Source organism: Zhongshania aliphaticivorans (assembly GCF_001586255.1).
Taxonomy (GTDB): domain Bacteria; phylum Pseudomonadota; class Gammaproteobacteria; order Pseudomonadales; family Spongiibacteraceae; genus Spongiibacter; species Spongiibacter aliphaticivorans.
In genome coordinates, this window is record NZ_CP014544.1 from 1,065,308 (window position 1) to 1,086,113 (window position 20,806).

The following is a 20,806-nucleotide window of genomic DNA, read 5'->3' on the forward strand; positions in this document are numbered from 1 at the left end:
TCAAACCCTAATCAATAATAACGAGGAAGTACTATGACTACGCCTGTTTCGCCCGTAACGGTTCCCGGAGAAATCCTCAACTGGCCAATGTTGAAAATCAGTTATTTAACGGATCCAGCCAATATCGCGGCTTTGTTACCGCCCGGAATTTCACCGGGAAAAAGTCCAAAAGTCACTATAACCATCTACAATTTTCCGGTGTTGAACGAGCCCGAATACGGCTGCGTGGTCAATGTTGATGCGATATACAATGGCATAGAGGGTGAATACACCCTCGGCATTGGCATTGACCAGGAAGCCGCAATTTTTGGTAGCCATGAGCGCTGGGGGCAGCCGAAATTTTACGCTGAAACCAAATATTTCCGCCTTATGGATACGATTTCTGCCAGCGTCACCCACCGCGGTTACACGTTCTTGGAATACCACGGAAAGGTCAGCGGCGTGGGTGAAATCCCCCCTGAGTTTGAAACCAATGAGTGGTGGATAAAATGTTTGCGCGGTGTTGATATGACCAAGACCGACTATGATTTCCCGCCCCATGTTGTTCGTGTTTACAGTAAATATGGCACGGCCTTTGTCGAAAAACTCGAGGGTAATTTGCGCTTGAACGACAGCCCTTGGGACCCCGTGGCGAGTCGTTTGCCACCGCGTAGCGAGCCGCAAGCTCATTTGTGGACACCGGTGTTTTTAGACCGTCAAATTACCTTGGAAGGCCCGCTGGATGAGGAAGGTTTTCACCCCTTTGCTGACACTATAGGTGGTTCTCGGTGGCCGGGTGAAAATGGTGGGCCGATAAGAAGTTAAGCGCTTTAGCTGGAGCGAGCGGTTTCTGAACGCTGTTTGATTACCACATAGTGTGGAGCAAACAGCGTTCAGCGCTCAATACCGAAGGGGTTTAGTACTGAGACTCAGGCATATCGATGATAATGCCATCCATTTCGTCGGTGAGGATTACCTGGCAGCTTAGGCGGCTCGTTTCCTTGGGCTCAAGGACGCAATCGAGCATATCGACTTCTGTGCTGTCTGCTGGGCTGACTTTAGCCACCCAAGCTGGGTCAATGTAGCAGTGGCAGGTGGCGCAGCTGCAACAGCCGCCGCATTCGCCAAGAATACCATCGATACCGTTATCAACCGCAGCCTGCATAACGCTGGTGCCAGCTTCGGCGTGAACTTCTTTGGTTTCACCGTCGTGAGATTTGAAAATAATTAAAGGCATGTCTTTCTCTCTTACTTGATATTAATTGGTAAAGGCGTCTTTGATGTCGATTGAATCGTCAGCAAGTTTTATAGGGTCGGCAGTTTGCCCAGTGCTCAAGGCACGCTTAGTGGTCATAAACTCCTTGGGACGGTTGATTGCATCTACCGCAATTAAGCGTCCTTCACAGAGGTAAAAGGCGGCAAAGCTGCGGCTGTTTTCACTGTCGCCGCGAATAATGACTTGGTCAAAGCCTTGCGACAAGCCCGCAATTTGCAGTTTTAAATCATATTGATCAGACCAGAACCAGGGCAGTGCATTATAGGCTTCAAGCTTACCGCAGATGGCTTTAGCGGCAATCTTTGCTTGGTCTGTGGCATTTTGCACTGACTCAAGGCGCAGTTTACGCTGGTAAATGGGATTGTAGTGATTAGTGCAATCACCTGCGGCAAGAATATCGTGGTCATTGGTGCGTGCATGTTCATCAACCACAATGCCATTATCGATTGTTAGGCCCGCTGCCTCAGCGATTTCAATATTGGGTATTACGCCAACGCCAATAATGACGAGGTCAGCGGGTATGGTAGTGCCGTCACTGAGACGGACGCCGTCCACATGCTGCTCACCCGTAATGGCGTCTACGCCAGCATCGGTGCGAATATCGACACCTTCTTCGGTGTGGATGCGGGTATAGAACGCGGAGACTTCCGGTGCGGTAACACGCTGTAGAACGCGGCTCATGGCCTCAATAACCGTGACCGACATACCAATTTTGCGCAGCGATGCCGCTGTTTCTAAGCCAATATAGCCGCCGCCAATAATGACCGCCGATTTACCTTTGCCGGTAAATTTGTGGGTTTGTTTAACGTCGTTAAGGTCGCGCATATAAAATACGCCAGCCAACTCGCTGCCCTTAAAGGGAATTTTTCGTACTCGTGCACCGGTGGTAATCGCCAGTTTGGTGTAGGCAATCTCAGCATCGTCCTGCAGGATGATCTTCTTGGCGTCGCGATCTATACGGCTCACTCTGCAGCCGAGTAGGAGGTCGATGTTGTTTTTTTCGTAAAAATTGGCGGCGCGAATTAAAAGCTCGTCTTCTGATTTCTCGCCAACAAAGAAGGCTTTTGATAGTGGCGGGCGGTGGTAAGGCATGTATGGCTCGTCACCGACGATAGAGATTTTTCCTTCCCAACCCTCTTGGCGCAGGCTAGAGGCTAGTTGGGCTGCTGCGTGGCTTGCGCCAATGATTATACAATGTTCACTCATAAACATATTCTCACTTGGTTTTGTTCAATTTTGGTGTGGCATTGCCGCACTACTGGTATTGCGGTAAATCCTTGTTATAGACCGCTGAACGCCGCAGGGCGCTTTTCGGTGAACGCCGCGAGGCCTTCGTCAAAATCTTTGCTGCGGCCAGCTATTTTTTGCTGTTCGCGCTCACTGTCTAAGGTCAGTTCCCAGCTCTCGTCGGTGGCCGCCCATATTGCTTTGCGGGTCATGCCCAGTGCTTGGCTGGGGCCATTGGCCAAGGTGGTCGCTAATGCAAAAGCCTGCTCTTCAAGCTGCTGGTCTTCAACCACGCGATTAACTAGCCCCCAGCTCAGGGCGTTTTCAGCGCTAAGGCGGTTGCCTAGGAGCATTAACTCCATTGTGCGCACGCGGCCAATGGTTCGGCTGAGGAGGTGGGTAGCACCGCCGTCTGGAACAAGGCCGATTTTGGAAAAAATTTGGGCGAAATAAGCGGTCTCACTGGCCACAACCATGTCGGCAGCTAAGGCTAGCGACGCGCCAAACCCTGCCGCTGCGCCACGCACGGCGCTAATCCACGGAATGTCTAAATTTTTGAGCTTGAGCATTATAGGGTTGAGCTGTTGTTCGAGTACTAAACCGAGGTCTCTTGCGCTGGGGTCTTGGTCAACAGGGCTTAGTGGATTTTTGGGGTTTAAAGACGCGCCTGCGCAAAAGGCCCGTCCAGCACCGGTAATGATCATGACTCGGCACTGTTGTGCGATATGGTCAATGGCAGTGCTGATCTCGTTTACCATTAAGGGCGTCAGTGCATTCAGTTTGTCGGGGGCGTTTAAGCTTAGTATGCCCACTGCCCCGCGTATTTCGACCTGTATTTGCTGAAAATCCATTAACCGTGCCTTGCGTTATTGCTGGGTCTGTTGGTGATCACTCACTGTTGAGATGTGGTCACTGTTGACATTTGCCGTAAAATAACAGGCCACGTATTTTGCATGGCTTGGCTGCGATGTTCCATTGCAATCGCAATATAATCGCCAATTTTTCTGCTGTATTAGCAAATCGTAATGTTTTTATGATGAGTTAAAAGATTTTGCACTTTCTCGGGGCGGCATATATTGGCAGGGCTTGTTCAAAAGGCGTTTAGAAAAGCCTTTAAGGTGGCGACAAATATGGCTGTTTCGTCCAGTTCATTGGCGGCGGTAGCCGCGTGTAAGTGCGGGAATTGCTCAGGTGAAAAAGACGGCATCGGTTCTTTGCCGCCAGCGCGGCTCATTGCGCCGAGCATAGCCGACCCAAAGGTCAATTTTTCCACGCCTTCAATGACCAGCAAGCGCTTCTCGATGGGGAGGTCGAATTTGCCTACCCAGTAATCATAGCTTTTTAGCATGAGATGCCGGGGGAAGAACTCTAGAAGCAATGGCGCGGCTTTAGGGTGTTGTAAAATTGACTTCCGGGTGGCTAGGGCTAGGGTGCTTATCGCCTCCCGCCAATCCTCAAAATGCTGCTTTTCTGAAATACGGGCTTCGGTTAGCAGGGATCTAGCGACTTCGGTGAGTAATTCAGCCTTGTTTTTAAAGTGATAATAAAGCGATGGCGCCTTTACCCCTAAATTTTGCGCAACTAGCTGTAAGCTCATGCCCCCGATACCTTGGCTATCGATCACTGCGAGGGCCGCTTTGGCGGCCAGCTCTTTCGTTATAATTGGTTTTGAGGGTCTGCCCACTGCGGTGTCCTTAAGCTTGTTCCACATTACGCACTTATTTATACAAGTCATTTCAGTGCTATTCGGGTGAGTTAAATTGTAGCAGAGAGTACCTGCATACCGAAGGCTGTTAGCCCACTTGGCATGGCCTGGCCGTTATCAATCAAAATGGGGAGTGAAGCACAGTGCCAAGCTTGCTATCCTGCAAGACCTTTTTTGTGTCTCGCGTTTTCTATGCTTACCGAAGAGCAGCAATGTATTACTCGTCATCGTGGCGGCCACGCGCGTGTTATGGCGGTGGCGGGTGCAGGTAAAACCAGCACCATGGTGGCCTACGTTTTGGCGCGCTTACGCGAGGGTATGGACCCGCGTTTAATTCGAGTGGTGATGTTCAATAAAGCGGCGCAAGAGGATTTTAGTCATAAGCTCCGCATTGCGGCGGGTGCAAGTGCTCAGCTGCCGCCGGTGCGCACCTTCCATGCCATGGGACGTAATTTGGCGATGTCGCTGGCCAAAGAGGGGCATTTAGCGGCCTTTGATCCCACCCCCCTCGGTGATGTGCAAGCTGGTTTAGAAATGCTCAAGGCCTTGCAAGCGGCAGCGGGCACATCGGCGCTACGTGCGGCGATTCGCGATGAGCAACAGCAGTGGCTGGATACTTTTGCTGGATTCGTTGACCTCGCCAAATCAACCTTAGCGGCACCGGAAGTTAGCTTTGCGCTTGGCGGCTACCCTGAGCAGTATCAGCTATTCATTGAAGCTTTTGCACGCTTTGAGCAGTGGCGCAAGGCGGCGGCAAGGGTGAGCTTTGCCGATTTTCTTTACGACCCCTGTCGGCTGATTGCCAATGATCCGGCATTGGCTGACTTTTTGGCTAACCGCGTAGAGTTGTTTGTTGTTGATGAATTTCAGGATATTAATGACATCCAGTTTTTTATGCTCAAGACCCTGGCTGGAGCGCGCGCGAAATTGCAGGTGGTGGGCGACGCGGATCAGTGTATTTATGAGTTTCGCGGCGCCAAACCCGAATATATGCTCAGTTACTTTGGCGATACATACCCCCATCAGTCTTATCAACTGTCGCGAACCTTCCGCTACGGTCACCAGCTGGCATTAGCGGCTGCCCAGTTGATTAGCCATAATCAGCGTCGCGATCCACTGCTCTGTATCAGTGCAGACTCCGCCGCGCCTAGCCATGTTGAACTCTGCTTGCAAAACCCCGATGGTGCGGTTTTCGCTCAGGCCTGCGAAGCCCAGCGGGCGGAAGGGCGGGCTTATAGTGAAATGGCATTTTTATGCCGGACTTGGGCTCAAGCTGCCCCGGTCGAATTGGCTTTGCTGAAACGGGGTATTCCCAATCGGGTCATGGGTGGCAGCCGGGTGCTTGAGCGCAGCGAAATTAAGGTGTTAATGAGCTTGCTGGGTTTAATGGCGGGGGAATTTACCAGCCAGGACCCCGCTGAACAGCATCAGCAACTATTTGATATATTAAAATTCTGCGAGCTAAAGATTCGTCACGAGGTGTTGCGGGGCTATGCCGAGCGCATAGTGCTAAGCGACTTTAGCGCCTTACACCGCTCTGAAGACAGCTTGTCCTTTTATCAAGAAAAACGCCTGCAAAGCCTTGCTACGGTGCTGGAGCAGTTAGGTGGGGAGCGCGAAGCGGGGCGGGGTCTAAGACGCTTTGTGAATGATCTCGATCTATTGAACTTAATGCGAGATAACGCGCTAAATCGAGAAGACGGTGAAAATCGTGCTGCCACGGTGAGTGCCTTTATTGAGTTTGTCGCACTGCAGGGGGACCAAGCGCCGAGCGCCATTTTAGCCATGCTGGCCGAATTGAGTGATCAGAGTGGCAGCGCGGTTACGACCGCTGGGGCGGTAACCATCACCACCATGCACCGCAGCAAGGGCCTAGAATGGCCTGTTGTCCTACTTCCTAATTTGAGCGCCCACTACATGCCTTACCAAGCGGGTAATAGGCGCCGACAAGAGCTTGACCATTTGGAGGCTGAGCGCCGCCTAATGTACGTTGCAATGACACGGGCGATAAAAGCCTTGTATTTATTTGCGCCGGGGCTGGATGCGACAAATGGCTGGGCGACTGACCAGCGCCCGGAGTTGCATCAGCTTCCGAGCCCGTTTTTGGCGGAGATGGATCTGGATTTGGCGCAGCGCCTTAGTTCGCAGATCGAGACAGGTGCACGTCAATTTGATCTGCCACCGCGCGGTAGCCCTACTGCCAGCGTGGCGCAGCGGTATTTAGATGCGGTTGTGCCCGACTGGCAGGCAAATACCGCAGTAAGCTCGGTCGGATACCCTGAGCTGGGCGCCTACCTGCAGCATAAACGCTATGGCCTTGGGCGCGTAAGCGATGTTGATGCAGTTGGTTTGGTCGTGAGCTTTGCCAGTACAAAACGCTTTTTCCCCCGCTTATTAGTGTCGAGGGTATTGCAGCCCGCGCCGGAGTCCGCGGTGAATGCTGCACTAGAAGGTGCCGACGCCAGTGCTAAAGATTTTTGCGTTGGCGATATACTGGCGCACGACAAATTTGGCCGAGGTGCAGTACTCGCCATTGATAAGCATACCATTGCGGTTAATTTTAGTGCCGGGCGCAAGACCTTTCGTCTCGATTTGTTTCAGGCAAAAAAAATCGCTTGAGCTGGCATATTGGCTGTATCGAACCTCGACGCCTTGGTGCGGTCTGACTAATGTACATAGACTTGTGTACATTCATTCCCGGAGGCGGATATGAACTTACAATATATAAAAATAGGGCTTGCTCAAATTTTAGCGGTGTCGCTTATCGGCTGCGCCCTAGTCAAAGACGAACCGGCGCTGGACGAACGCTTGGCGGAATACGGTTACCGCCCCGGCGAGAGTGTGGAAGCCGTTGACGACTATCAGGTTACCGATTGGCAGTATCTAGACGACCGCCACCTAATTTTTAGCAACAACAATGCTGAACACTATTTGCTGAGTTTAAGAAAAAACTGCACTGCGCTGCGCAGTGCAGAACAGCTTGCCTTTAAACCGATTAGCGACGCATTAACGCGAATAGATGACGTAATTGCCAGTAACTCTGAGGCGCTAAGTCGCTGCGCGATCGAGACAATCTCTATGGTGTATCCCAGCGAGTAAGTTCTATTGCTTCACCCACAGGGTGGCCAAGCATGTAAGGCATGTGTTGGCCCAAAAGGCTCGAATATCGGCCCGGTAATTCATTTTAGGCGAGAGCCGTAGTCATAATTGGTCATCCGCCACCCGGTAATCCCCCCCAATAAATAATTATTTTACGGAAAAGCGCCGTTAAGCAAAGTTTGGTACAGGCGCATTGCCGATTCGCAATTCTGGTGAAGGGTATAATTTGTAATGTCGCGGTATGATCCCGCTATTACACGTTGGAGTATGGGCGTTTTTACGATTTTTTTTGTTAAAGCTGATGTCTTTGCCGCTGGGCATTGATAAATGCCATAGCGTCTAGGGTTTGCATATTGGCCACTATGCCCCTCATTATAGTTTCATTGGGTGCCAATTGAAGGGAGTGCATATGAACGCATTAGAATCGGTCAGTCAGCGGTGTCCCTATTGTGGCGAGCGAATAGAGCTGCTGATCGATACATCAGAGGGCGCGCAGACCTATGTTGAGGATTGTCAGGTCTGCTGCCAGCCAATGGTTATTAGCGCTTGGCTTACCGAAGTGGACGATTTAAACGTGACGGTGTTTACTGAGAACGATGCGTATTAGGCTCTCAAGCTTCGCCATTTAGCTGTTTCTGCATTGCCCCCACAATTTCATATGACCGCAAACGCGCGGTGTGATCGTAAATCTGTGATGTAATCATTAATTCATCGGCGCCGGTTTTGGCGATGAATTGCCGGGTTTTTTCAAGCACGGTGTCAGGGCTGCCAATGGCCGAGCAAGACATTATGTTCTGCAGCAGACTCTGCTCACTTAACGACAATTCTTGAAGGTAATTATCGACTGGCGGCTGAAGTTTGCCGGGGTTGCCTCGGCGTAAATTCACAAAGGCGCGCTGCATTGAGCTGGCTAGATAATTGGCTTGGGCGTCGGTGTCGGCGGCAAAGATATTAAAGCCGAGCATCACATAGGGCTTGCTGAGCTGGGCGGAGGGCCGGAAGCGCTCGCGATAAATTTTGATCGCCGCGAGCATTTGATCCGGCGCAAAGTGCGAGGCAAAGGCGTAGGGCAGGCCAAGTGATGCCGCTAATTGGGCGCCGAATAAGCTGGAACCTAATATCCAAATTGGGACATTCAATCCTCTGCCGGGAAAGGCGTGAATTTGCTGTCCGGGTTTTGCCTCACCGAAATAACTCATTAGCTCGACAACATCGTTGGGGAACTGGTCGACATCGGCGTGCAGATTGCGGCGCAGCGCGTAGGCGGTGGCTTGGTCGCTGCCGGGGGCGCGGCCTAGACCGAGGTCGATTCGCCCAGGGAATAAGGCCTCTAAGGTGCCAAATTGCTCGGCAATAACTAAGGGGGAGTGGTTGGGCAGCATAACGCCGCCAGCGCCTACGCGAATGGTTTTGGTTCCGGCGGCAACATGGCCGATTACCACCGCCGTTGCCGCGCTGGCGATGCCCGCCATATTGTGGTGTTCCGCCAGCCAGTAGCGCTGATAACCCCACTGTTCTGCATGTTGGGCTAAGTCTAAGGTGTTGCGTAGGGAGTCGCCAGCACAGCCATCTGCGGTGATAGGTGAAAGGTCGAGCACAGAGAGCTGAGTCATAGCGAGTTCCTAAGTTTCGGTGTTTAACAATGTTTGGGGCAAACCGGCGAATTTCAATAGGGTTTGTTGGCCGCAGCGGGGGATAAGCACACTGCACACCCCGGTATTGGCTAAACCGGCCTTTGTGGGCTATACCAAGTGGTCTCGGTGAACTTGCGCTTGCTCCTGTTTAGGTGACGGGCCGCGGTGTGTCGGGTGGCGGCTATTGGGCGGCATGGGAGGGTGTGATGAGGCGGTTAATGTGCTTGGCACTCACACTGTGTTTAGGCGCCACGGCATCTAAAGCCCTTGCCACTGACGCCGCTTTATCGCTTTTGCCGATTGAGGCGGAGCTGCAAGCCCTGTTGGGTCTTGGTGATGAGCTATTAGGGGGTGCGTCGAGTCTATTAGCGGGCAATCCAGGCTCATTGCTAACGCAAACGGTCGACAATACGTTTGCGCTGGTGTTGGATACTAGCTTGGAGCAACTGAACTTGGTGTTTGATGAGGTTGGCGATATTCCCAATCTTTTTGGCCTTAGTTTTACCGTTGGTGAGTTTGAAACCAACGGGGTAAAGATCAGCTATGTTACTTTGCCCTTAACGTATACCTTTCGCTCGCAACGCATTTTGGGTCGGCAATGGATTTTGAGCATGCCGCTTACCCAGGGCGAGGTAAATGACGCTAAAACCTATTCAATACAGCCGGGCTTGGCGTTGCGTTTACCCGTAAGCGCAAACTGGGCCATTACGCCGGGTATGAGCGTGGGCTATGTTAAATCCAGTGATTTAGATCAAGAGGCTGAGCAGGCGGGCGTGTCGGTGTCTAGCGCTTACCGTATTCCCTTGGGATCTACACCGAACTCAATATATATCGGTAATCTTGTAGGTTATTACAAAACCTTGAAAGTGACCTTGGCCGGTAAAGAGTTTGACCCGAATATGGCGAATACAGTATTTAGAAATGGTCTTTTGTATTCAATGCCTATGGCTTTCGCCCACGAATTACTCAGTGTTGAATTGAGTTTAGTGAACACGCTTTTTAAGGGCACAGACACTTATACGCGCAGCCAAAATGAGCTGGCGGTGAGCGTGGGCAGTACCCGCCGCCATATGGCCCAGCTGAGCTTTTTACGCGTAGGCTTGGCGGTGATTCAGGCCGAAGATATTCGCGGCTTTCGTCTAAATTTTGGTTACTATTTTTAGCGTGCAGGTCAGTGAAATAGCATATTCCACAGTTCTACGGACTTCGCTCGGCTGTCGCCGCGTTGGGTAATATAACGCACGTGTTGTTCGCCATTGCTTGGTGATAGCTCGATCCCCCAAAGTGCTTCAATTTCATTGGGGAGTAATGAGTAGCGCAAATCAATAACCCGCATCGGGTTATTTGCCGCTAGGGCAATATAATCTTGGGAAAACCAGCGGAAGCGCTCAAGGTCTAAGGCCTGCTGTGACCCGGCTTGCAGCCACGGTAAATCGCGTTGAATATCCAGGGGCGCAATGGCTGTGCCTTCAATGACTTTTGGCTTAATGCCCATGCGCACGGCGTCAACGTAAAAATAATCGGGTGTCCGGTAAATGACTTTCCAGAGCAATAAATTGGCAAAGGAGGGCTTGGCGCTCAAGCTAAGTACTTGGTGTTGGCGACTCGCGGCGAGCTGGTAAACAACACTTTCTGCTCGCTCGCGCTGCCACCATCCCACAGCTGGGTAGGCAAACACCCAGAATAAAGCGATGCGTGCCAGCCAGTGGCGTTGAGGGCTTAAGCTAAGGGCGAGTAAGGCCGCAATGGGCACGGTGTAGAGCGGGTCAATAATCGACATAATATTCCACGCGACCCGCTCATTGCTAAAGGGCCAATACAATTGCGTGCCATAGGTTGTGCAGGCGTCGAGCAGTGCGTGGGTGGCGTAGCCTAGGGTGCAAAACAGAATGCTTTGCCAGCGGCTAAAACCTTTGCGTTTGGCAAACAGGGCGTGCAATACCAGTCCGCAAAGCAAGCCGCCAAAGGGAATGAACACAAGGGAGTGGGTGAACTGGCGATGAAACTCTAAAAACAGCAGAGGGTCGCTAGTGGAGCGGATCAAAACATCGAGGTCTGCGGCCATGCCACCCAGAAACCCGAGGCCCAGCGCCACGGCGCGCGGCGCCTTAGCCAGTCGGGAGTTGGCGGCAGCGGTGGCGCCGAGTAAGCCCTGAGTCAATGGATCCATAAATATTATTCCAATATAAAGTGCTATCGCGCAGTGTGGCGCACAGCTTATCAAACTGCGGTGGCCTTAGGTCGCGCTATTTGCGTCAAGGCCATTTAAGCGCTGAGCTGTGACGAGCATCCCACCCAGCCATATTTTTATTGATTCGCCTTGTTTGTATGTGTTAAAAATATGTAATGTTGTCATCGATAACTTGGATGATTTCACACAGGACGTGTCGGCAACTGTTTAGTGCAAAGATGGCTTAAAAAAAATAATAGCAAGCCTGATGTTAGCTCTAAAAGCTGTTCGCGTTTCCGCAGTAGGCCGTTACGGCTTTGGTTTCTCGGCTTTTATGCTAAGGCTTCCGCGTAGTTTAAAAAAATAATACCGGAGAATAACTCTATGAAGCTTAGCCAATTACTGAGTATTGGATTTTTAATACTTGTGAGTACAACGATGTCGCCTGCATTTGCGCGCGACGCCAATAAAACCCAATACCCGATTGTATTTGCCCACGGCATGGCCGGATTCGATGATATTTTAGGTTATGACTACTGGGGCGATGATTATGGCGTTTACGTTTTAGATACCTGTCAGTGGGGTGAGTACTACTGTAATCCCGACATTCATTCTGGGCAGGAGTCTTTTGTGGCTTCGGTGACGCCCTTTGCGGGTTCGGAGCAGCGCGGTTACGAGTTATACCAAGACATTGAAGGCTATTTGGCCAGCTCGGGTCACAGCTATGTCAATATTATTGGTCACTCTCAAGGTGGTTTAGACCTGCGTAAAGCGGCTAAATTACTGCAGGATAATCGCGGGTATCGGGTGGTTAAATACGGCATTAGTATTTCGTCGCCCCACCGTGGCTCGCCTATAGCGCAATATGTTTTAAATTTGCAGCCTGGGGTGCAGTCTGTTTTGGCGACCTTGGCCGACTACTTTGGCAACACCATATACAGCGGCGGTAACGACGCGATCGCGGCGCTGAAGCAGCTGGTGAATCATGACTTTGACCCCAACGATGGAGTGACAACGGGCACCTACGCGTTTAATCAGAACTACCCTGCCGGAACCGCGAATATCGAGCGCTCGCGGAGCTTTTTAACAGGTCAAGACAACGGCAATATGAACCCCGCCTTGTATTTGCTTAAGGAGCTTTGGACTGAGATTGATGGTGACGGCTACGCCAGCTATGACGCCAATGGCGACGGTGCCCTCGGTACTGGTGATGGCGATGCGAGTGACAATGACGACGACGGTTTAGTCGGTATTAACTCTCAGCAAATGGGTTATCGTCTTGAGTACTGGGAATGTTATGGCTGCCTAGATTACGTTTGGGCGCAGAGCAATACTGGCTATGTGGGTGACCTGAACGCACCCAACCAAACCCAAATGACGTCTCACGCATGGAAGATAAACCAAGATCATTTGGACGTGATTGGCGTGCCACCCGATACCTTTGACGAAATGGAATTTTACGCCGCGATTACCGATTTTATCGCCGACAATGGCTTTTAATAAAACGGGTGAGTAGGTGTTATGAGCGAGAAAACGATAAGCAAACCATGGGTAGTGATTTTGTTGGTGGCGATTGTCGTTAGTGCTTGCTTTAGCCTGTTCTGGCAAACGCCAGAACAGGCTGTTAGCAATGAAGTACATGCGCCAATGTTAACTGCCACGGCGGTTGGGAATGTCGAGCCGACTGAGAATGATCGAGTAAGACCCCAATTAAACGAAGTTGATGAAGCGCAATTTATTGCGAATTTGACTCAAAAATTTGCCAGCGTGATCGAGGTGAAGCACGCGCAAATTCGCTTACTAGAACAGCTGATTTCCTATCTAAAATCGCGCTACCCAGAGGATTGGGAGAGTCGTGTTGAAGCACTGCTGGCGCAAATGTACCCCGACTTGGCTGCAGAATTACTGGCCAAATATCAATCGTGGTCGAATTACAATGCATGGCTGCTGACCGAGCGCGATGTACTGCGCGCGATGTCGCCGCTGGAGCGTCGCGACGCCCTTTGGGCTAAACGCTTTGATGCTTTTGGCGCTGACGCGGAACAGATTTGGGCGGCAGAGCTACGCAATCGCAAAATTGAAGAGGCCTTAATTGCGGTAGACGAAATGGCCACAGGCCTACCGGAAGAAAAATTAACGCAATTTGTGGCGTCGGTGCGCGATGCCTTGGGCGATAAGGCTGAGCCCTTGCTTGCTACGCGGCGGACGGAATTGATGGATCGCTTTCTAAGTTTAGACTCAGTGCAGCAGGAGCTGCGAAACCTTCCTGACTCGACGCGTTTGGCGTCACTTAGGGGAATTCGCAGCGGTTTGGGTATGGATGCCCAAGCGCTTGATCGCTGGGCCGCCTTAGATAAGCGTCGCGATGAGGTGTGGACTACTGGCAGTAACTATATGGAACAGCGCCAAATCATTTTGGCCGAGTACACTGGTGGCGAGCAACGTCGGCGATTGCAGGCATTGCAAACAGCCTTGTTCGCCGAGCAGAGCGAGCTTATTCAGCGCGAGGAGCAATCTGGATTTTTTCGGTTTGCCGGTGAACGTCGAATCGGCCGCGAGTGATTGCGGTTAGTTGCCATAATGTGCGGAAGGCTTTGGCCTCCCGCATGTTTGGATCTAGGCTAATTCTTTGTCTTTGCAGTTCAAAACCGTCATTAGGCTATCGAGGTGGCGAATGACTTCTAGGCCGCTATTGGTGAGATAGCCGCCATCAGCTTGAGTAATCAGTTCTTTGGCAAATAAACGCTCGGTCGCAGCGATGGTGGCGGGGTCGGCGGTGTGATGAACCTTAATGCCCTCAAGCGCAGAGGCTGGGTTGAATTGGGTTAATACGCGAATTTCGTCAAGAATGTCTTTCGATAGCGGCATATCTGCAACCTTATATTGTTATGAATTGAGGATGTTGCCAGCCAACAGTGTGTCAGCGTTTGTAAGCTACTGTAGCGCGTATTGTGTCGCGCTGCCAAAGGCAATTTAGTTAAAGGCTAATTCCCTTTGTTTCGCTCAGTTTAGGTAACAGAACTGTTACTATTTGCAGCAAATAAGATCGCGGAGACGGGAATGTTTAAAGAATACGGTAAATACGATGCCCTTGGCCTAGCCGAGCTGGTTCGCACTGGGGCGGTAAGCCCTAAAGAGCTGCTTGACGCTGCGCTGGCGGTCGCCAACGAGCGTAACCCAAGTATAAATGCCATTATCCATCGCTTCGATGAGCGCGCCTATCGCCAAATAGAACAAGGCCTACCAGACGGCCCGTTTAAAGGCGTGCCCTTTGTTTTAAAAGACTTATTGGCCTGTTTTGCCGGTGAACCGCTGCGTATGGGCAGTCGGGGAATTGCTGTGGTACCAGATTACGACAGCGAACTGGTGCGACGCTACAAAGCCAGCGGGGTGAATATTTTTGCCAAAACCAATACCCCCGAGTTTGGCCTAATAATCACTACCGAGCCCAAATCCTTTGGCCCCACTCATAACCCTCATAAGCATGGTTATAGCACCGGAGGCTCCTCTGGTGGCAGTGCAGCAGCTGTGGCCGCGGGTATTGTGCCAATGGCCCACGGTGGCGATGGCGGCGGGTCTATTCGCTTTCCATCTTCCTGGTGCGGGGTATTTGGCTTAAAGCCCTCTCGCGGTCGCAATCCCCTTGGCCCCGACAATGGTGAAGATTGGCAGGGCGCTGTTGCTGAGCACGTGCTTACCCGCAGTGTTCGCGACAGCGCAGCGATGTTGGACTGCAGTAGCGGACATGAGATTGGGGCGCCCTATAATATCGCCCCGCCCAAGGGCAGCTTTTTGGCTGCTACCCAGCGTGAAGCCCGACCGCTACGCATTGCCTTGAGCAGAAAACCCTTGGTGAATACCGTTGTTGATGCCGAGGTGCTAGCCGCGTTAGATACCACCGCCCAATCGCTAGAAAAGCTTGGGCACGTGGTGGTGGAGGCCGAGCCACAGATTGATGTTAAGCAATTTTGGCGAGATTTCTTTGTGGTCGTCTGCGCCGAAGTGGCAAGTATGGTTGACCGCTATCGCCGTGAGTATGGCGCCGCCTGTGTCGCCAAGTTTGAACCTGCCACCAAAAATATGGCGATGCTGGGTCGCTCGTTCAGCGGCGCCGACGTCATCACGGCTAAGCGCGGCTGGCATGATGTTCAGCTGGCGATGGGGCGCTTATTGACTGATTTTGATGTCATGCTTTGCCCGACCGTGCCTACCCCGGCAGAACCCCATGGCGTGCTGCCCAATTCCCGCCTTGAAGAGCTGCTGATGCTGGCGAGTCACCGGGTGAATATGGGTAAATTATTGTTTAATACCGGCTTGGTGGAGCAAATGGCGGGGCCGATTTTGGCGAAGATGGCATTTACCATTATGGGCAATGTTAGTGGCTTGCCCGGTATGTCGGTGCCGCTGCATATGAGCGAGAGCGGCTTGCCGATTGGCATGCAGTTTACCGGGCGGATGGGCGATGAAGAGACCCTGTTTAATTTGGCTGCCCAGTTAGAGCGGGAATTGGGCTTCACCTGCTAAATTACCAAGCGCACAATAAAAAGCCCCGCAGCTAAGGCGGGGCTTTTTGGTTCTGGCTAAGTCACTGCAGGGCTATTCGGGATGCTCTTCCATTTCGTCATTGGGCCGTATCGACATAGCGGGTTCTTTGGCGCCCTCGGTTTCAGGCTCGCCACCGCTTTTTGTGCGTGGTGGTTCGTCTACCAATTGCGAGGTGTTTTTCGCATTGTCCTTGATCGCCTTGCGTACTGCGGCATCAACGGCCTTAGGATCATTACTGGTTTTAGCGGCTTTTTGCGCCGCCTCTCTGGCCACTTCCTTCATGTTCTCAGCAACCGGCTCGAGGGCCTCGGCGACAACACTGTCCGCGACTTTGTCAGCAGCTACCTTCTTCACATCGGCGGCAATGCCAACGTGATAGGCGGCAAAACCGGGCATAACCATTTGGTTAAGCGCAAGACCGATAATCTGACCGTCGACACTGGAGCGAATCACCGAACTGCGGTTGGTAATGGGGTCGGTGACCGAGCCGAGAATATCGCCTTTTTTCACGTTTTGGCCGAGCTTGGCCTCGCTGAGAAAAACGCCGCTTTGGTCGGCGCGCAGCCACGTCGATTTATAAAAGACGTTTTGCTTAGGTGCGCGCTGGGGCTTGTCGTCAATCATATTGAGATGGTGCATAACGGCCTTGATGCCATTAACACTCTGTTTAACTTCTTTTAGCTGGAGGCGCAAAGGTTCGCCTGCCTCTAAGATTACCGCCGGAATACCGGCGTCGACCGAGGCGCGGCGCAGCGTACCTGGAGCACCAGCACCATCAATAACGGTTACGTCGTGAAACATGCGGCTGAATTGCGCCACGCTTTCTTTGCCTAAGTTACCGCGCAGCTGGGTGAGGTTGGTGCGATGGAAGGAGCCGGTGTGAATGTCGATGAGGCGGTCGCAATGGGAAATAACCTCATTAAAAAAACTGTAAGCAATGCGACCCGCCGAGCTGCCCTTAGGGTCGCCAGGGAAATAGCGGTTTAAGTCGCGGCGATCTGGCAGGTAGCGCGATGAGCGGCGAAACCCGTGCATGTTAACAATAGGTACGCCAATCACCACACCATTGAGTTTGTCGCTTTCGAGGCTGAACATCACTCGGCGAATTGTTTCTACGCCGTTGAGCTCGTCACCGTGTACCGCTGCTGTAAGGCACAGGGTGGGGCCGGGGTTGGTGCCAGCCGCAACCAGTACCGGTGTGGGCATGGCTAAGCCAGCTACCGCTTGGCCCGCAGTCCAGTACAGGCGTTCGAAACTGCCGCGTAATATATCTTGGCCAAGCAGGGTGATCGCGACCTCGGTATTGCCCGCCGCGCTGCCATTTTTGTCAAAGTCGATATTCAGGCTTGGGTTTTTACGGGGATTAGGGGTAAAAACCGGGTCTGCGGGAATGGTCGCGGAATCGCCAAGTGAGTTTGGGGTCTGCTCATTGGCGACGGCCGAGCTGATAAACCACTGGAGGCTGAGTGCTACGCAAAAAACTAAAGTGCTTCGCATGATAAAGCGGCTTGCTCCCTTAAATACGGCTAAAAATCATTGGGCTACGGCCCAATGGTTGACAAACTAAGGCAAAGAGGCAAATTGTATACAAATTCACCAATATAAACGCCCGAAACTTTGTGAAAGCGGTGATTTTCTTCTCACAGTGCTGGGGTCTTTGACGGAATACCGCAGTGAAGTTCAGTCTTTGGCCTTGGCATTTTTGCCAATGGCGGGGGCTGGTAAATGAATTTTCTTGTAAAAACAGCACCTTCGCCTGCAAAAGAGCCAAGAAGTCTGGGCCGTGTCCGACTATAATTGCGAGCAGAGTTTGCTAGGGCGCCATGATGCTGCCACAAATAATGATTGTTAGGAGTTAGACATGGCCAAAGACCGCCTGATTATATTTGACACTACCTTACGCGATGGCGAGCAGAGTCCCGGTGCGTCGATGACCCGCGACGAAAAAGTGCGAATTGCCAAAATGCTGGAAAAAATGGGCGTTGATGTCATTGAGGCGGGCTTTGCTATTGCCAGTGTCGGTGATTTTGAATCCGTGCGGGCGGTCGCCGAGACAGTGCAAAACAGCATAGTGTGCAGCTTGGCACGTACCGGCGCCGAAGATATCGACCGCGCCGCTGAAGCACTTAAGCCCGCCGCGGCTGGCCGTATACACACGTTTATTGCCACGTCGCCAATCCACATGGAATACAAACTGCGCATGGCGCCAGACAATGTGCTGGAGCGCGCCGTCGCTGCGGTTAAGCATGCCCGTAATTTAATTGGCGATGTTGAATTCTCTTGCGAAGACGCCTCGCGTTCCGAGTACGACTTTATGTGCCGGATCATTGAACAAGTGATTAATGCCGGTGCCCGCACAATTAACCTGCCCGACACCGTAGGCTATGGCGAACCCGGTGAATACGGCGCCATGGTCGCAAGAATCATGAACGGCGTGCCCAATGCCGATAAGGCGATTTTCTCGGTGCACTGCCACAATGACCTTGGCCTCGCGGTAGCGAACTCCCTGTCGGCAGTAATGCATGGCGCTCGCCAAGTTGAGTGCACTATTAATGGTTTGGGCGAGCGGGCGGGTAATGCCTCGCTTGAAGAATTGGTTATGGCGATTCGCACCCGCAGCGACATATTTCCGGTAGAAGTCGGTGTTGATGCCACGCAAATTGTGCCGACCTCGCGTTTGGTGTCGTCGATCACTGGCTTTCCGGTGCAGCCGAATAAGGCAATTGTTGGCGCCAACGCCTTCGCGCATGAATCTGGCATCCATCAAGACGGCGTGCTTAAGTATCGAGAAACCTACGAGATTATGCGCGCCGAAGACGTAGGCTGGAACGCCAATAAACTGGTGCTGGGCAAGCACTCAGGTCGCGCCGCATTTAAAGCGCGCCTCGCAGATTTGGGCATCACGCTAGATAATCAGGCCGCCTTGAATCTGGCGTTCACTCGTTTTAAAGAGCTGGCCGACAAAAAGCACGAAATATTCGACGAAGACCTACAGGCTCTGATGAACGATGTTCAGCCAGATGATCTTGAGCTGCGCTACAGCTATGTGGCGCTAGAAGCGGTGTCGCGCAGTGGCTTTAAGCCACGCGCCGATATTCAGCTGCTCATCGACGGCCAAGCCCAACAAGCGGCAGCGGAAGGCGATGGTCCTGTCGACGCCGCGTTTAAGGCGGTGGAGCTGCTGGTTAATAGTGGTGCCAATTTACTGCTGTACTCGGTGAATGCGATCACTGAAGGCACAGATTCCCAAGGGGAAGTGCAGGTGCGGCTCGAGAAAAATGGCAGCATTGTAAATGGCAATGGTGCCGACACCGATATTATCGTTGCCTCAGTTAAAGCCTACCTCGATGCCCTTAATTTGTTAGACGCCGGGGTGCTTAAAGCCCACCCCCAGCACGAGGGCGTATAAAGTGAACGAGGCGCTGCGACTCGATTACTTGCAGGCGATGGGTGTCGACACCTATGTGCCGCGCTTTGTGCTTGACGGTGCAGCGCCGTCACCGATTTTTGAGCTGGACATCGCCGTAGAAGACGAATTTGCCGACGTCGAAACCGCCGAAGTGGCGAGCTTTGATGCCGATACTGAATACCAGCAAATGGCCGAGGCGCAGGAGCGCAATACACCGGCGCCGACCGGCGAGCCACAGCGCGCCGGATCGCGTATCGCCTCAGCCTTACAGGAACTGGGTTTTGAGAGCGCCGCGCCGCCTCCCGCGCAAGCGAGTAGCACCCCCGGCGCAGCTACTGATGTGGCCGTTAGCCCCGAGTTTAATGTTGAATTGGTGGCAACGGGCATCGGCCTGTTGATGATTGTTGAAACCACCACCGCGCCGCCGAGCCCCGCTGAAAAGCGCCTCATGGCGAATATCGCGGTGGCGGTGAGTCGTCATCATAAGCTGGCCAAAGCTCCAGAATTCACGACGTCGCGCTTTCAGTGGCCGGTGCTAAAAACGCCCGGATTAACCATGGGTGGCGACGCCGCCAAAGAGGCCCTGCAAGCCAATATCATGGCCCAGGCCGAGCGCCAGCAGGCCCATTGCGTGATTTTATTTGGCAGTGCTTTGCAGCCCTATATTGACGTGGCGACCCTGCAATCTGCCGGAATTCAATTGCTATACGCAGCGGAGCCCGCAGCCATGCTCGCCGATGGCAGTTTGAAAGCGCCCTTGTGGCAAAACTTACGCAAGGTTGTGTTCAGTCTATGACCCGTATCGCCATGTTGGCTATGCATCACCTTGAACGATGTCTTTTGCTCGAAGCCCGATCTGACCCTCATCCCTGGGGCAAAATGAACTGGTTGCGCAGCTTGCGCGACGATCATTGCCTCGGTCTCTGGGAAGGCGAGGAATTGCTGGGCATCAGCTGCTATACCCTCGTGCTCGACGACGTGAGCTTATTGAATATCGTGGTCGATACCGACAGCCGTGGCCGAGGCGTGGGGCGACAGTTGCTGAGCGAAGGGCTGGAGTGGATGCAGCAATTTGGTGGCGCGCGCTGTTTACTTGAGGTTAGGGAATCTAATACAGTAGCGCGTTCTTTATATACCAAGCTCGGTTTCGCTGAAGACGGCATTAGAAAAAACTATTACCCCCTTGGTGACGGCTATGAACACGCTGTTTTAATGTCGGCAGATTTACCCTTGGGCGAGTAAGCGCAAATCATGCTTCTAAAATTTACACAGGTAGCGGTCAATGTCAGACACTGAAATGCAAGAAGTTGAATCTGATTGGTGGTTTATCGGCTTGCCTGAAGAGTGGCGTACCGAGCAAGACGACGACAGTATTCTGATTTTTGACCAGGACGAATTAGGCTGTATTAGCCTGAGTACTCTGCAAGCGCAACACGGTAAACCGGCTACGGCGAATGACGTTCGCGAGCTTGTTTTGGAAGTTGGTATGCGCCTTGATGACGGTAAAGCCTGCAAAATTGGTGACGATTATCAGGGCTGGGAGTTTGAAACTGTCGAAGAAGGCGATTATATTCGGGAATGGTTTTTACACGCTGGCGATCATTTGTTACTTATTAGCTACGCCTGCGCTGAAGATGACCGCGATATGGACCGCGCAGCGGTAGATCAGATATTAGATAGCCTGCGCTTGAAAGTAAGCGAGTAGGCTAGCTAGTACGGGAAACACCGTATTTGTATAAAAATTGAACAGAGTCGACATTTT

General features: G+C 52.3%; 20 protein-coding genes. 12 read left to right on the forward strand and 8 right to left on the reverse strand.

Annotated elements, in window-relative coordinates:
• Positions 1-33: 33 nt before the first annotated feature.
• The gene (locus AZF00_RS04640; protein WP_008246328.1) at positions 34-804 is read left to right on the forward strand and encodes an acetoacetate decarboxylase family protein; all 771 of its coding nucleotides are present in this window, start codon (positions 34-36) and stop codon (positions 802-804) included.
• Positions 805-895: 91 nt separating this feature from the next.
• Here AZF00_RS04640 and AZF00_RS04645 read toward each other — a convergent pair whose 3' ends face one another.
• The 4 genes from AZF00_RS04645 to AZF00_RS04660 form a co-directional block, all read right to left on the reverse strand.
• On the reverse strand, positions 896-1,216 hold the full coding sequence (locus AZF00_RS04645) for a 2Fe-2S iron-sulfur cluster-binding protein (protein WP_008246329.1): 321 nt from the start codon (positions 1,214-1,216) through the stop codon (positions 896-898).
• A gap of 21 nt (positions 1,217-1,237) precedes the next feature.
• Positions 1,238-2,461, reverse strand: coding sequence for an NAD(P)/FAD-dependent oxidoreductase (locus tag AZF00_RS04650; RefSeq protein ID WP_008246330.1), 1,224 nt, complete (start codon positions 2,459-2,461; stop codon positions 1,238-1,240).
• A 74-nt stretch (positions 2,462-2,535) separates the two neighbouring features.
• Positions 2,536-3,333 carry an enoyl-CoA hydratase-related protein gene (locus tag AZF00_RS04655; protein WP_008246331.1) on the reverse strand — a complete coding sequence of 266 codons (798 nt, stop codon included), beginning with the start codon at positions 3,331-3,333 and terminating at the stop codon, positions 2,536-2,538.
• Positions 3,334-3,572: 239 nt separating this feature from the next.
• Entirely contained in the window at positions 3,573-4,166 is a 594-nt protein-coding gene (locus tag AZF00_RS04660) for a TetR/AcrR family transcriptional regulator (protein WP_008246332.1), read from the reverse strand.
• A gap of 213 nt (positions 4,167-4,379) precedes the next feature.
• Between AZF00_RS04660 and AZF00_RS04665 the strand changes: the two genes are divergently transcribed.
• The 3 genes from AZF00_RS04665 (at position 4,380) to AZF00_RS04675 (ending at position 7,893) form a co-directional block, all read left to right on the forward strand.
• Positions 4,380-6,806, forward strand: a complete 2,427-nt coding sequence (locus AZF00_RS04665) for an ATP-dependent helicase (RefSeq protein WP_040802422.1) — start codon at positions 4,380-4,382, stop codon at positions 6,804-6,806.
• A gap of 90 nt (positions 6,807-6,896) precedes the next feature.
• Complete coding sequence (locus AZF00_RS04670; RefSeq protein WP_008246335.1) at positions 6,897-7,286, forward strand: DUF6491 family protein; 390 nt, start codon at positions 6,897-6,899, stop codon at positions 7,284-7,286.
• 409 nt (positions 7,287-7,695) lie between these two features.
• A complete protein-coding gene (locus AZF00_RS04675; protein ID WP_008246337.1) occupies positions 7,696-7,893 on the forward strand; it encodes a CPXCG motif-containing cysteine-rich protein in 198 nt (65 codons plus the stop codon).
• Between the two features lie 4 nt (positions 7,894-7,897).
• Here the strand turns inward: AZF00_RS04675 and AZF00_RS04680 are convergent, their stop codons facing one another.
• Complete coding sequence (locus AZF00_RS04680) at positions 7,898-8,899, reverse strand: LLM class flavin-dependent oxidoreductase (protein ID WP_008246344.1); 1,002 nt, start codon at positions 8,897-8,899, stop codon at positions 7,898-7,900.
• A gap of 227 nt (positions 8,900-9,126) precedes the next feature.
• Here AZF00_RS04680 and AZF00_RS04685 point away from each other — a divergent pair, with 227 nt between their 5' ends.
• Entirely contained in the window at positions 9,127-10,083 is a 957-nt protein-coding gene (locus AZF00_RS04685) for a hypothetical protein (protein WP_143829298.1), read from the forward strand.
• 8 nt (positions 10,084-10,091) lie between these two features.
• Here the strand turns inward: AZF00_RS04685 and AZF00_RS04690 are convergent, their stop codons facing one another.
• Positions 10,092-11,090: a metal-dependent hydrolase gene (locus tag AZF00_RS04690; protein WP_008246346.1), complete on the reverse strand. Its 999-nt coding sequence runs from the start codon at positions 11,088-11,090 to the stop codon at positions 10,092-10,094.
• A 384-nt stretch (positions 11,091-11,474) separates the two neighbouring features.
• Here AZF00_RS04690 and AZF00_RS04695 point away from each other — a divergent pair, with 384 nt between their 5' ends.
• Positions 11,475-12,590 carry an esterase/lipase family protein gene (locus AZF00_RS04695; RefSeq protein WP_008246347.1) on the forward strand — a complete coding sequence of 372 codons (1,116 nt, stop codon included), beginning with the start codon at positions 11,475-11,477 and terminating at the stop codon, positions 12,588-12,590.
• A gap of 21 nt (positions 12,591-12,611) precedes the next feature.
• Positions 12,612-13,652, forward strand: coding sequence for a hypothetical protein (locus AZF00_RS04700; RefSeq protein WP_008246348.1), 1,041 nt, complete (start codon positions 12,612-12,614; stop codon positions 13,650-13,652).
• 54 nt (positions 13,653-13,706) lie between these two features.
• Here AZF00_RS04700 and AZF00_RS04705 read toward each other — a convergent pair whose 3' ends face one another.
• Positions 13,707-13,958 carry a TIGR02647 family protein gene (locus AZF00_RS04705; RefSeq protein WP_008246349.1) on the reverse strand — a complete coding sequence of 84 codons (252 nt, stop codon included), beginning with the start codon at positions 13,956-13,958 and terminating at the stop codon, positions 13,707-13,709.
• A gap of 192 nt (positions 13,959-14,150) precedes the next feature.
• Here AZF00_RS04705 and AZF00_RS04710 point away from each other — a divergent pair, with 192 nt between their 5' ends.
• The gene (locus AZF00_RS04710; protein ID WP_008246352.1) at positions 14,151-15,614 is read left to right on the forward strand and encodes an amidase; all 1,464 of its coding nucleotides are present in this window, start codon (positions 14,151-14,153) and stop codon (positions 15,612-15,614) included.
• A 72-nt stretch (positions 15,615-15,686) separates the two neighbouring features.
• Here the strand turns inward: AZF00_RS04710 and AZF00_RS04715 are convergent, their stop codons facing one another.
• Positions 15,687-17,132 (reverse strand): succinylglutamate desuccinylase/aspartoacylase family protein, encoded by a 1,446-nt coding sequence (locus tag AZF00_RS04715; RefSeq protein WP_008246354.1) that lies wholly within the window; start codon positions 17,130-17,132, stop codon positions 15,687-15,689.
• Positions 17,133-17,496: 364 nt separating this feature from the next.
• Here AZF00_RS04715 and AZF00_RS04720 point away from each other — a divergent pair, with 364 nt between their 5' ends.
• Genes AZF00_RS04720 through AZF00_RS04735 form a run of 4 tightly spaced genes read left to right on the forward strand, consistent with a single transcriptional unit; the run spans position 17,497 to position 20,749 of the window.
• On the forward strand, positions 17,497-19,044 hold the full coding sequence (locus AZF00_RS04720) for a 2-isopropylmalate synthase (protein ID WP_008246356.1): 1,548 nt from the start codon (positions 17,497-17,499) through the stop codon (positions 19,042-19,044).
• 1 nt (position 19,045) lies between these two features.
• On the forward strand, positions 19,046-19,840 hold the full coding sequence (locus AZF00_RS04725; protein ID WP_008246358.1) for a hypothetical protein: 795 nt from the start codon (positions 19,046-19,048) through the stop codon (positions 19,838-19,840).
• Positions 19,837-20,286 carry a ribosomal protein S18-alanine N-acetyltransferase gene (gene rimI, locus AZF00_RS04730; RefSeq protein ID WP_008246360.1) on the forward strand — a complete coding sequence of 150 codons (450 nt, stop codon included), beginning with the start codon at positions 19,837-19,839 and terminating at the stop codon, positions 20,284-20,286. The genes AZF00_RS04725 and rimI overlap by 4 nt, the downstream gene beginning before the upstream one ends.
• A 40-nt stretch (positions 20,287-20,326) precedes the next feature.
• Positions 20,327-20,749, forward strand: a complete 423-nt coding sequence (locus AZF00_RS04735; protein ID WP_008246362.1) for a hypothetical protein — start codon at positions 20,327-20,329, stop codon at positions 20,747-20,749.
• Positions 20,750-20,806: the final 57 nt, after the last annotated feature.